At 42.7% G+C, this 12,853-nt stretch carries 11 protein-coding genes; 5 read left to right on the top strand and 6 right to left on the bottom strand.

Annotated features, from left to right (window positions below):
• The first annotated feature begins 32 nt into the window (after positions 1 to 32).
• The 4 genes from parE (at position 33) to ftsP (ending at position 6,768) form a co-directional block, all read left to right on the top strand.
• A complete protein-coding gene (gene parE, locus ACWPW6_RS15000; protein WP_154623789.1) occupies positions 33 to 1,928 on the top strand; it encodes a DNA topoisomerase IV subunit B in 1,896 nt (631 codons plus the stop codon).
• Between the two features lie 39 nt (positions 1,929 to 1,967).
• Positions 1,968 to 4,229 carry a DNA topoisomerase IV subunit A gene (parC, locus tag ACWPW6_RS14995; protein WP_249999271.1) on the top strand — a complete coding sequence of 754 codons (2,262 nt, stop codon included), beginning with the start codon at positions 1,968 to 1,970 and terminating at the stop codon, positions 4,227 to 4,229.
• 63 nt (positions 4,230 to 4,292) lie between these two features.
• The gene (locus tag ACWPW6_RS14990; RefSeq protein ID WP_196713585.1) at positions 4,293 to 5,027 is read left to right on the top strand and encodes a 1-acylglycerol-3-phosphate O-acyltransferase; all 735 of its coding nucleotides are present in this window, start codon (positions 4,293 to 4,295) and stop codon (positions 5,025 to 5,027) included.
• A 328-nt stretch (positions 5,028 to 5,355) separates the two neighbouring features.
• Positions 5,356 to 6,768 (top strand): cell division protein FtsP, encoded by a 1,413-nt coding sequence (gene ftsP / locus ACWPW6_RS14985; protein ID WP_249999269.1) that lies wholly within the window; start codon positions 5,356 to 5,358, stop codon positions 6,766 to 6,768.
• 62 nt (positions 6,769 to 6,830) lie between these two features.
• Here ftsP and ACWPW6_RS14980 read toward each other — a convergent pair whose 3' ends face one another.
• Complete coding sequence (locus tag ACWPW6_RS14980) at positions 6,831 to 7,445, bottom strand: LysE family translocator (RefSeq protein ID WP_154623785.1); 615 nt, start codon at positions 7,443 to 7,445, stop codon at positions 6,831 to 6,833.
• A gap of 172 nt (positions 7,446 to 7,617) precedes the next feature.
• Between ACWPW6_RS14980 and folA the strand changes: the two genes are divergently transcribed.
• On the top strand, positions 7,618 to 8,121 hold the full coding sequence (folA, locus tag ACWPW6_RS14975; protein ID WP_154623784.1) for a type 3 dihydrofolate reductase: 504 nt from the start codon (positions 7,618 to 7,620) through the stop codon (positions 8,119 to 8,121).
• 174 nt (positions 8,122 to 8,295) lie between these two features.
• On the opposite strand, the gene apaH is transcribed toward folA, so the two are convergent.
• The 5 genes from apaH to surA form a co-directional block, all read right to left on the bottom strand.
• On the bottom strand, positions 8,296 to 9,123 hold the full coding sequence (gene apaH / locus ACWPW6_RS14970; RefSeq protein WP_154622519.1) for a bis(5'-nucleosyl)-tetraphosphatase (symmetrical) ApaH: 828 nt from the start codon (positions 9,121 to 9,123) through the stop codon (positions 8,296 to 8,298).
• Between the two features lie 2 nt (positions 9,124 to 9,125).
• Complete coding sequence (gene apaG, locus ACWPW6_RS14965; RefSeq protein ID WP_154622518.1) at positions 9,126 to 9,503, bottom strand: Co2+/Mg2+ efflux protein ApaG; 378 nt, start codon at positions 9,501 to 9,503, stop codon at positions 9,126 to 9,128.
• A 117-nt stretch (positions 9,504 to 9,620) separates the two neighbouring features.
• Positions 9,621 to 10,421 (bottom strand): 16S rRNA (adenine(1518)-N(6)/adenine(1519)-N(6))-dimethyltransferase RsmA, encoded by an 801-nt coding sequence (gene rsmA / locus ACWPW6_RS14960; protein ID WP_154622517.1) that lies wholly within the window; start codon positions 10,419 to 10,421, stop codon positions 9,621 to 9,623.
• Positions 10,418 to 11,413, bottom strand: coding sequence for a 4-hydroxythreonine-4-phosphate dehydrogenase PdxA (gene pdxA, locus ACWPW6_RS14955; RefSeq protein WP_249999267.1), 996 nt, complete (start codon positions 11,411 to 11,413; stop codon positions 10,418 to 10,420). Before pdxA ends, rsmA begins: the two co-directional genes overlap by 4 nt.
• Positions 11,394 to 12,713: a peptidylprolyl isomerase SurA gene (surA, locus tag ACWPW6_RS14950; RefSeq protein ID WP_454209925.1), complete on the bottom strand. Its 1,320-nt coding sequence runs from the start codon at positions 12,711 to 12,713 to the stop codon at positions 11,394 to 11,396. The genes pdxA and surA overlap by 20 nt, the downstream gene beginning before the upstream one ends.
• Positions 12,714 to 12,853: the final 140 nt, after the last annotated feature.

Genomic DNA, 12,853 nt, shown 5'->3' with positions numbered 1-12,853 from the left:
CAATTAATCACCTATTACCGCAGAATGACAACATGACTCAATCTAGTTATAACGCAGAGGCCATTGAAGTCCTCAGTGGTTTGGAACCTGTTCGTCGTCGCCCTGGGATGTATACAGACACCAGTCGACCGAACCATTTAGCACAAGAAGTAATTGATAACAGTGTCGATGAAGCACTGGCAGGGCATGCAGGACATATTGAGGTTATTCTATATCCTGATCAGTCACTTGAAGTGATTGATGATGGGCGAGGAATGCCCGTCGATATTCATCCTGAGATGAATGTCTCTGCTGTTGAGCTTATTCTTGGACAATTACATGCTGGTGGTAAATTTTCCAATAAAAACTATCAATTCTCAGGTGGCTTGCACGGTGTAGGTATTTCCGTTGTTAATGCTCTGTCTAAACGTATTGAAGTGACAGTGCGCCGTGATGGTCAAATTTATCAAATAGCTTTTGAGAATGGTGAAAAGGTTGAAGAATTACAGGTCATTGGAACGTGTGGCAAACGTAACACTGGAACCAGCGTACACTTTTGGCCTGATGAAAGTTATTTCGATAATCCACGTTTCTCCGTTTCTCGGTTAGCTCATAACTTAAAAGCAAAAGCCGTTTTATGTCCTGGCGTGAAGATCACGTTTAAGGATCAGCTTAATAATACGGAGCAAAGCTGGTGCTACAGTGATGGGTTAACGGATTACTTAATGGAGGCAGTAAACGGCTTAGAACTGTTACCTCCTCAGCCGTTTACAGGGGAGTTTTCTGGGGAAACTGAGGCCGCTGAGTGGGCTCTTCTTTGGTTACCTGAAGGGGGAGAATTACTCACCGAGAGCTATGTTAACCTTATACCTACTGCGCAGGGCGGTACCCATGTCAATGGCTTGCGCCAAGGCTTGCTCGATGCCATGCGTGAATTCTGTGAATTCCGTAATATTTTACCGCGTGGTGTAAAACTTTCGGCTGATGATATTTGGGAACGCTGTGCTTATGTGCTCTCCGTTAAGATGCAAGACCCACAATTTGCAGGGCAAACGAAAGAACGTCTGTCTTCTCGCCAATGTTCCGCTTTTGTTTCAGGCGTAGTAAAAGATGCCTTTAGCTTGTGGCTAAACCAAAACGTTCAGGTAGCGGAACAGCTAGCGGAAATGGCAATTGCCAGTGCTCAGCGCCGTATGCGCGCCGCCAAGAAAGTGGTTCGTAAAAAATTAACCAGTGGGCCTGCTCTACCGGGGAAATTGGCTGATTGTAGTTCTCAAGATTTAAGTATGACAGAATTGTTTTTGGTCGAAGGGGACTCTGCGGGCGGATCTGCAAAACAAGCTCGTGACCGTGAATACCAAGCCATCATGCCGCTACGAGGGAAAATCCTGAATACATGGGAAGTCTCCTCTGACGAAGTGCTGGCGTCTCAGGAAGTCCATGATATTTCTGTCGCCATCGGTATTGATCCTGATAGTGAAGATTTAAGCCAATTGCGTTACGGAAAAATTTGTATTTTGGCGGATGCTGACTCCGATGGGTTACATATTGCGACACTTTTATGTGCGTTGTTTGTACGCCATTTCCCGACATTGGTCAAAGCCGGTCATGTGTACATGGCTATGCCGCCATTGTATCGGATCGATTTGGGCAAAGAGACTTTTTACGCATTAGATGAAAGCGAAAAAAATGCGGTACTTGATAGGCTTAGCCGTAAAAGAGGCAAACCGAATGTCCAACGCTTTAAAGGATTAGGGGAAATGAACCCAATTCAATTGCGTGAAACGACGTTAGATCCGAATACACGACGTCTTGTCCAGTTGACTATAGATGATGAAAACTACAAAGAAACATTGGCCGTTATGGATATGCTGTTAGCGAAAAAACGCTCAGAAGATCGCCGTAATTGGTTACAAGAAAAAGGCGATATGGCTGAAATTGAAGTTTAACATTCATCACGCTATCAAAAAGAGTAAGGAAAGTATCGAATGAGTGAAATTACTCATGACGGCGTAGAGCGTTTACCCCTCCACGCGTTTACTGAGAACGCCTATCTGAATTATTCGATGTACGTCATCATGGATAGGGCGTTACCGTTTATTGGGGATGGGCTAAAGCCTGTTCAGCGTCGTATTGTTTATGCCATGTCCGAATTAGGGCTAAACAATACAGCTAAATATAAGAAGTCGGCTAGGACGGTGGGTGATGTATTAGGTAAATATCACCCTCATGGTGATATTGCCTGTTATGAAGCGATGGTATTAATGGCTCAGCCATTCTCCTATCGTTATCCATTGGTCGACGGGCAAGGGAACTGGGGGGCACCCGATGATCCTAAATCCTTTGCCGCGATGCGTTATACCGAGTCACGCCTATCAAAATATGCAGAAGTGCTACTCAGTGAGCTTGCTCATGGCACGGTGGATTGGATTCCGAACTTTGATGGCACCTTAAATGAACCGAAAATGCTGCCGGCACGTTTACCGAATATTTTACTTAACGGTACAACGGGTATTGCCGTCGGGATGGCGACGGATATCCCTCCTCACAATGCGCGCGAGGTGGCTCAAGCGCTGGTGGCATTGCTGGAGAGTAAATCCGCGTTGTCACTTGATGACATCATGACTTATGTGCCAGGTCCTGACTTCCCAACTGAAGCGGAAATTATCTCATCTAAGGATGATATTCGTAAGATCTATCAAAATGGTCGCGGCTCAGTTCGTATGCGTGCAGTGTGGGAAAAAGAAGACGGTAATGCTGTTATTACCGCGCTGCCTCATCAGGTTTCTGGCGCTAAAGTGCTTGAGCAGATAGCGAGCCAAATGCGCGCTAAAAAATTACCAATGGTTGAGGATTTGCGTGATGAATCGGATCACGAAAATCCAACACGTTTGGTTATTGTGCCACGAAGTAATCGTGTTGACCTTGAGCAAGTGATGACTCACTTATTCGCGACGACAGATCTAGAAAAAAGTTATCGCGTTAACCTCAACATGATTGGTCTTGATAATCGTCCCGCAGTCAAAGGTCTCGTTGAGATACTCAATGAGTGGATTGTTTATCGCCGTCAAACAGTACGAAATCGTCTTAACCATCGTTTAGATAAGGTTCTGAAACGATTGCATATTTTAGATGGCTTATTAATCGCTTATCTGAATATTGATGAAGTGATTGAGATCATCCGTAACGAAGATGAGCCGAAAGCAGTATTGATGTCGCGCTTTAATATTACTGAGACACAAGCTGAAGCCATCCTAGAGTTAAAATTACGTCACTTAGCAAAACTCGAAGAGATGAAAATTCGCGGTGAGCAAGACGAATTAGCGAAAGAACGTGATGAGTTACAAGGGATCTTAGAGTCTGAGCGTAAACTGAATAACGTCATTAAAAAAGAAATTCAGGCTGATGCTAAGACTTATGGTGATGAGCGTCGTTCTCCATTACAGGAGCGCGAAGAAGCAAAAGCGCTGAGTGAACATGAAATTCTACCTTCAGAGCCAATTACCGTTGTGTTATCTGAAATGGGATGGGTACGAAGTGCCAAAGGGCATGATATCGAGCCTTCTAATCTCAATTATAAGGCCGGTGATAGTTTTAAAGGTGCAGCACGAGGTAAAAGTAACCAGCCGGTTGTTTTCCTAGATACGACAGGGCGCAGTTATTCCGTTGATCCATTAGAGTTACCTTCTGCTCGTAGTCAGGGAGAGCCACTCACAGGACGCTTGACGTTACCACCGGGGGCAACAGTTGAGCATGTATTGATGGCTCAAGATGAGCAAAAATACTTGATGGCATCGGATGCGGGTTACGGGTTCATTTGCACATTCAATGATCTGGTCACTAAAAATAAAACCGGAAAAGCGCTAATCAATTTACCCGATAATGCTAAAATTCTTTCCCCTATTGAGGTGAATAATGAGCAGGAAGATATGTTGCTCGCCATTACTAAGGCTGGCCGCATGTTAATGTTCCCTGTATCTGATTTACCGCAATTATCAAAAGGGAAAGGAAATAAAATTATTAACATTACAGGCGCTCAAGCCGCAAGCGGTGAAGATCTGCTTGTTTGGCTACTCATCTTGCCTGCTCAAGCTTCAATTACGCTTTATTTTGGCAAACGGAAATTGAGACTTAAGGCGGAAGAGTTACAAAAATATCGCGCAGAGCGTGGACGCAAAGGAACATCGTTGCCACGAGGCTTGCACAATATTGAGCGAATTGAAGTTGAGTCTGCCAATACAGACCAATAATCATTTTATATTATTATAAGGCGGGATTTTACCGCCTTATTTTTGAACAGGACAGAGGTCACTATGTTAGCGCTTATTCGTACCATTATTGTGATTATCTATACAATATTGGTGTGTGTGTTTGGGGGGATTTATTGTTTATTTAGCCCTCGAAATCCAAAACATGTGATGACATTTGGTCATATGTTTGGGCGATTATCCGTCGTTTTTGGTATTAAAATTATTAACCGTGTACCTGAAAAAGCGAAAAAATATGGTCCGAGTATTTATATTGGTAACCATCAAAACAACTATGACATGGTCACCATGTCAAATGGTGTGGTACCAAGAACGGTTACCGTAGGCAAAAAAAGCTTAGTATTTATTCCTTTCTTTGGTTTTCTGTATTGGATCACGGGGAATATTTTGATTGACCGCGCTAATCGTTCGAAAGCGCATAACACGATTTCACAAGTAGCGGATCAAATTAAAAAACATCAAATCTCAGTGTGGATGTTCCCAGAAGGCACACGTAGCCGTGGGCGGGGTTTATTACCCTTTAAAACGGGGGCATTCCATGCCGCGATTGCTGCTGGTGTTCCTATCGTACCTGTATGTGTTTCTAGCACCCAAGGACGGATTAAATTAAACCGTTGGAATAATGGTCATGTGATTATTGAAATGTTAGAGCCAATAGACACAAAAAACTATTCAAGAGATCAAGTGAGAGAACTTGCTGAATACTGTCATACCTTGATGGAAGCCAAAATCAAAGAGCTTGATAAAGAAGTCGAAGAAATAGAGAAGAATAATAAATAAGAAAAGATTATATTTAATCATGCCCTTTTTTGTATTTTTAGTATCGTCAAAAAAGGGCTGCTTTAGCCAGTGATTACTTGATCCTGTTTACTCTCCTAAATGTATTTACTCTTGTCATTTTTGACTATTAAATTTTATTTATCGTCATAGATATTTTTAGAGTTTCATCTATTTTCGCGATATCATTATACCTATTTATATCGAGTTTAAAGTAATAGCCCTACTGTGGGCTATGCTAGCGCGAACCAAAAATTAATGCTTAATTGAGCGGGTATTACCAACTTCTAACAATAATTAGCGCTGCTATTTTTAGTTTAGTGGAGAATTTATGTCATTCAGTCGACGCCAACTTCTGCTCATGGCAGGGTTGGTTTTATGTTTGGTCAATGTGCCAAATAGTGCTTTTGCAAGCGGTAATGGGAAAACACCGCTTCCTGTTCCTCCATTGTTAGAGTCTAGATCGGGGCAACCACTGTTTTTGACATTACAAAAGATACATTGGTCTTTTGATGGCAAATATTCGGCCGATGTATGGGGGGTAAACGGCACTTACCCTGGGCCGACGGTGAAAGTTAAAAATGGCGATGATATTAAGCTTATTTACAGTAATCGATTACCTGATCCTGTCTCAATGACGATCAGTGGTCTACAAGTGCCCGGCACGCAAATGGGAGGCGCAGCGAGATTAATTTCTTCAGGTGCTGATTGGTCTCCTGTCATTCCTATTCGGCAGCCAGCAGCCACACTTTGGTATCATGCCAACACTGAAGGCAAAATGGGGCCTCAAATTTATAATGGCCTGCTGGGAATGTGGATAATTGAAGATGATGCGACAAAAAATCTGAGAATACCAAAACATTATGGTGTAGATGATTTTCCAATTATTATTCAAGACAAACGATTAGATAACTTTGGGGTTCCAGAGTATCAGGCGAATGAAGATGGGTTCTTAGGGGATACATTATTAGTTAATGGTGTTCAAGATCCGTATGTTGAGGTTTCTCGTGGTTGGATCCGTTTGCGCTTACTGAATGCTTCAAACTCCAGACGCTATGTTATGAAGATCAGCGATGGGCGCCCTTTCGTGATGGTTGCCTCTGACCAAGGATTATTGACGGCACCTGTTAGTATTCCAGAGCTTTCTTTGGCTCCGGGTGAGCGTCGAGAAGTGTTAATTGATATGGCCAAAACAGAAGAGCTGACGATCACGGCTGGTGAGTCAGCGACTTTTATGGATAGAGTGAAAAGCTTATTTGAGCCGTCGACCACACTCATCTCTACGAATGTATTAACTATTAAAGCGACAGGGTTAATGTCATTAGTGACCGATGATGTGCCTACTCAATTAGTTGAAGACAAGACGCAAATTACCTCATCTATTCGCAATCGTGATATCCATCTTAATGAGCCTTATGGAATAAATAATGCGACAAAAGATACGCGTCGTATCGATTTATCCAGTCAACAGGGCGGATGGGAGCGTTGGGCGGTGACGAGTAATGTCCCTCAGTCTTTCCATATTGAAGGTGTACGCTTTAAAGTCATTAACCATAATGGGAAACCAACTCCCCCAGAGGATTTTGGCTGGAAAGATACGGTGTGGGTTGATGGTAAAGTCGAGTTGTTAGTCCAGATGATGCAACCTTCGTATGAGCACTTTCCATTTTTATTCTACAGTAATAACTTAGAAAAGGCGGATTTAGGCTCAGTGGGGCAATTGGTTGTCACACCTGAAAATTAAACATTCTTGCGTGAACGAGCAGGCTAGCGATATGAATTAGCCTGCTTTTTTTATTCTCAAAATTAGCTCAGTGCGACACGTATTCCAAAAGCAATTAATACCGCACCTAGCACTTTATCAACATACTTTTGTACTTTGGCTAGGCCTTTTCTGACCGGTGCGCTTTGAATTAAACAAACCAGCAGAGGCCAATAAATTGCAGCCAATCCCCAAATAATAAAGGCGAACCATAATTTTTCACCAAAAGTGGAGTCAACACTTAAAACTTGCGTGAAAACAGCAAGAAAAAACAGGGTTGCCTTTGGATTGAGGACATTACAGAGAAACCCTTGCATAAAGGCTTTCTTGAAGGTAACAACCTCATGTTGCGTGTTGTTGAGATCTATCTTTTGCCCTGAATTTGGCATTAAGCTTTTGATACCGATCCAAATTAAATAAGCGGCGCCAGCATATTTCAATACATTAAATAGCCAAGGGGTTGTCGTAATCAAAACGGCAAGTCCAGCGACACAATAGGTCATATGGAGCGCAACTGCACTAATCACCCCCATTGCGGTCATTAAGGCTGCTGAGCGTTGATAACGCGCTGCATTTTTAAGAATAAGGAAGAAGTCAGGTCCAGGGGAAAGCATACCTAATGTAGCGATGGTGGCGATTAATATGGAGGTTTCGTACATTCGTTTTCTCTATAAGCTAAATTTGTTTTTTAATGTTATTTTTAGTCGGTCGGATCACTATTTGAGTATAAATTAATAACCACTTTTTAAGGAAGATTAAATTTAGTCGACGAAGCATTTCTGTTTACGTATAGTGGGCACAAAATTGTATATTAGCCTCTAAGGTGACTAAATGAATATTAGTTTAATCGCAGCTATGGCGATTGACCAAGTTATCGGTATGGAAAAAACGATGCCTTGGCATTTACCTGGCGACCTTGCTTGGTTTAAACGTAATACTTTAAATAAACCAGTGATAATGGGAAGAGTAACATATGAATCAATTGGCCGTCCGCTTCCTCAGCGAGTCAATATCGTCTTAAGCAGCAAGGTAGGCGCTGATGATAGTGTCATCTGGGTTTCTTCTGTCGAAGAGGCATTAGCTGCCGCTAAGCAAGCTGGCTCGGGTTCAGATGATGATGAAATTATTGTCATTGGAGGCGGTAAAGTCTACCAGCAGTTCTTACCCCTTGCGAGTAAACTGTATTTAACTCATGTCGATGCAGAAGTGATTGGTGACACACACTTCCCCATTTATGAACCAGATGAGTGGGATTCTATTTTTACCGAGTATCATGAAGCCGATGAAAATAACTCCCATGGTTATTGTTTTGAAATATTAACCAAAAGAATTTAATGTTGTTCTCAGTTTAAAAACGGAGCGTATTGCTCCGTTTTTTATTATTGGTATGAATGTTGTCTTTTTTAATTAATATATTTAATTTAAAAAATTATCCGTCATTTTACGATATGTAAAATAACTGTTGTTTAATTAACTTTATTTAAGTATGAAATAAAGTTAATTAAACGATTAATCTTTATGGCGCTTTTGCAATGATTTTTGATGGTAATATTGTTTAGTTTCCCAATGGAACAACGTTAACTCTCCACCCCAGCAACAGCCAGTATCTAAACCATAAATATTTTCAGGGGTATGTTTACCTTCCAAGGATGCCCAATGACCAAAAAAGACAGAATAGCCTTCAGGTAACTTACTCGGTAGGGCAAACCAAGGTTTCAGTGGTGACGGGGCTTTAGCTGGGCTTTCCTTACAAATCATATCGAGTTGCCCATGAGGGAAGCAGTAGCGCATACGAGTTAATACGTTGGTGCTAAAACGTAGGCGTGGGAGCCCCATTAAGTTTTCAGACCAATTATTCGGCATATCGCCATACATAGCGTCAATAAAGAGTGGGTAAGCATCACTGGATAAAACGGACTCGACTTCTCGCGCGCACATACGAGCCGTCGGCAGATCCCATTGTGGTGTGATACCAGCATGGGCCATGATAATTTTTTTCTCTTCATCAACTTGTAATAAGGGTTGGCGACGCAACCAATTAATTAACTCGTCAGCGTCAGGCGCATGGAGTAACTCATCAAGATGATCTTTGGGTTTATTACGGCTTATTTTGCAATAAATACCAAGAAGATGTAGGTCATGGTTGCCGAGTACTAAGCGTACCGATGAACCAAGGCTTTTAACATAGCGAAGGACTTGCAATGACTCAGGGCCTCTAGCAACGAGATCCCCTGTAAGCCACAGCGTATCTTTTTGTGGCTCAAAATTGACTTGTTCTAGCAATGCACGTAATTCGCGATAACAGCCGTGTACATCACCAATAAGATATGTTGACATAATTAATTAATCAAAGTTGGTAGCGCAAGGCGAAATGCAGGGATATCAACGTGAAAATGTTCCCCACGATGGTTTAACATGACGTAATATCCTTCCATCGTTCCCATTGGTGTTTCCAGTATAGCTCCGCTTGTATAGCGATACACAGTACCCGGTTGAATGATAGGTTGTTCACCTACAACACCTTCGCCTTGGACTTCAGTTTTATGACCATCACTGTTAGTAATGAGCCAGTAACGGCTCATTAATTGTAGAGCCTCTCGGCCTAAGTTACGGATCGATATAGTATAAGCGAATACATATCGCCCCATTTCAGGCTGAGACTGACTGACGATATAGACACTCTGTACTTGAATGCTAACATTCGGTTCGTTAAGCATAGTGCCTCCTTTTCAATCCTTTATACTCGTTATCTTTCAAGTAGTAGTATTGTTGTTGACTACTTTCACTGGCTTTTGTTGGCCAGTGTTATCTCAAATTATACAGAGTACATTTGGCTAATTTGCTAGATAGTTTGCCATTTTGCAATAAGCCTCAACGGAAATATTCTCAGCGCGAGTACCAGGATCAATACCGAGTTCAGTGAGCTGTTCAACACTGAGTAAGTCCCCCAAACTATTGCGGATGGTCTTACGGCGCTGGTTGAACGCTTGCGTAGTAATACGGCTAAGCATTTTGATATCTTTCAGTAAATAAGGGTTTTCTCGATGAGGGATAAGCCTAACCACTGCTGAGTCAACTTTAGGGGGTGGTGCAAATGCAGTTGGTGGGACTTCTAGCACAGGAACAACTTGGCAATAATATTGTGCCATCACACTCAAACGACCATAGGCTTTACTTCCAGGACCTGCGACAAGTCGATTAACCACTTCTTTTTGCAGCATAAAATTCATATCTGCAATAGAGTTAGTAAATGTGAATAGATGGAACATTAACGGTGTTGAAATATTATAAGGTAGGTTGCCAAATACACGTAAAGGCTGCCCAGCTTGTTTTGCTAATTCACCAAAATCCACCGTCATGGCATCTTGCTGGATAATTGTCAGCTTATCTTTTAATTGTGGGTGCACTTGCAAGCGTGCCGCGAGATCGCGGTCTAGCTCAACAACGGTCATTTTATCAATTCGGCTACCGACTGGCTCAGTAAGCGCACCAAGACCTGGGCCAATCTCAACGATAGCTTGTCCCGGTTGCGGATGCATTGCATCCACAATACTGTCGATAATAAATTGGTCAGTTAAAAAGTTCTGCCCGAAACGTTTGCGGGCAAGATGCCCTTGGTGGACTCTATTATTCATGAATTCTTATATGTCATTTGGATAGCTAACTTTAATGCGGTGATAAAACTGCCCGCATCAGCACGACCCGTACCTGCTAACTCTAGCGCTGTGCCATGATCAACGGAGGTACGAATGAAAGGCAGACCAAGCGTAATGTTCACGGCTCTACCAAAACCTTGGTATTTTAACACAGGAAGGCCTTGATCGTGATACATTGCGAGTACAGCATCTGCATCTTCTAAATATTTAGGTTGAAATAAAGTATCGGCAGGAAGCGGCCCGATCAGATTGATCCCTTCAGCACGAAGTGTCTCTAGTGCCGGAATAATGGTGTCGATCTCTTCCATGCCCATATGGCCATTTTCGCCCGCATGTGGATTTAGACCACACACATAGATATTTGGTGCTTCTACACCAAATTTTGTACGTAAATCACGATCTAAAATCGTGATCACTTCACGTAAGCTTTGTTGACTAATGGCTGCGGAAACCTCTTTCAAGGGCAGATGAGTTGTCGCAAGAGCGACTCGTAACTCTTCTGTTGCTAACATCATCACGACACGTTGGCAATGACTTCTGTCTGCAAAAAATTCGGTGTGCCCGCTAAATGCAATACCTGCATCATTAATGATCCCTTTGTGTACAGGCCCGGTCACAATAGCAGAGAACTCACCACTCAAACAGCCATCACACGCTCTTGCGAGTGTTTCTGTGACATACTCACCATTGGCAACATTCAAAACACCGGCTTGTGCGGGAGCTTTTAAATGCACTGGAATAATCGATAAACTACCGGGCACTTGCGTGTCATGTTCATCGTGTGGGTTATAGATTTTTAATGTGAGTGGGAGGTTAAGCTGTTTCGCGCGAGTGAGAAGTAATTCAGGATCCGCACAGGCAATAAGCTCGACGGGCCAAAACTCTTGAGCGAGCTGGATGAGTAAGTCCGGACCTACCCCGGCGGGTTCGCCGGGGGTTATAACAATGGGTTTATTGAGATTTTTCGTCATTAGATTGGTTATCACGTCCATCGATGACATTAACGTATGCCGCTGCACGTTGTTCTTGCATCCAACTTTGCGCTTCTTCGTTAAATTTACGGTTAAACAGCAAACGATAAGCCTGATCTTTTTGTGCCGCATCTGTCTTATCAACATTACGGGTATCTTCTAACTGAATCAGATGCCAGCCAAAGTTTGAACGAACAGGTTGGCTGATCTCGCCTTTATTCAGTTTCATGAGAGCATCACGAAAAGCAGGGTCATAAACATCAGGCATGTTCCAGCCTAATTCACCTCCTTTTAAGGCGCTACCTGGATCTTCAGACACTTCTTTTGCTGCATCTTCAAACGTTGTTTTGCCGTTACGGATATCTTGTGAAATCTGAACTAGCTTTTGTCTCGCTTGGTTATCATCCATAATTGGCGATGATTTAATCAAGATGTGACGAGCCTTAACTTCGGTAACAGAAATCGTTTTATTCGCGCTATTAATATCGTTCACCTGCAAAATGTGGTAACCGACACCTGAACGGATTGGGCCGACAATATCGCCTTTTTTCGCACTTTTCAGTTGTTCTGCAAAGACAACCGGCAGTTCTTGTAGACGAGACCACCCCATATTGCCGCCTTTCAGCGCTTGAGGGTCCGCAGAGTAGGCAATGGCTAATTTACCGAAATTCGTTCCCTTTTTCAGTTCCCCCATGATTTTGGTTACAATAGCGTCTGCTTTTTGTAATTGCTCTTGGGTTGGGTTTTCAGGGAGAGGGATCAGGATGTGACTTAAATTCACATTCGCTTCGTAGTCAGCTTGGTTGCTGATCTGCTTAGCCAGCGAATCCACTTCTTGCGGCAAAATAGTCACACGGCGACGAACTTCATTATTACGAACTTCGGCGATCAACATCTCTTTGCGGATCTCGCTACGGTATTTGGCCATATCGATGCCATCTGCTTTTAGGCGGGCTTGCATTTGTTCGAAAGTTAAGCCGTTTTGACGTGCAATATCCGCAATCGTGGCATTCACGGCATCTTCAGGGATATTAATCTGCATCTGATTGGCCATTTGCAGCATGATGTTATCAGTAATCAAACGATCAAGGATTTGATGGCGAAGCGTTTGATCATCAGGAACTTGTTGGCCTGCATTGCGTGCGTTTAATTTTACGGTGTTCAACATGTTCTGGACGTCACTTTCCAGTACAACCCCGTTATTGACAACAGCAGCAACTTTATCCATTTGCTGTGGTGCAGCCAATACTGTGGAGTTTGTAAACATCAGTCCCAGAATAAGCGTTTTCCAATTCTTCATAATGGTCCTATTCATTGATTTAGGTTCCGCCCAAGGCAGGTTAATCGTTTGATTCGTGCTGCTTTTACGTTCTCGTTTGCGAGCTGAAAAGGGTATAGCTCGAAGTATTTGAAGTTAGTTAGCAGCACATGTAAGTATAT

This window comes from Providencia sp. Marseille-Q8014 (genome assembly GCF_965112055.1).
The sequence above is the reverse complement of the archived record's forward strand: the minus strand, read 5'-3'. Positions and strand labels throughout refer to the sequence as shown.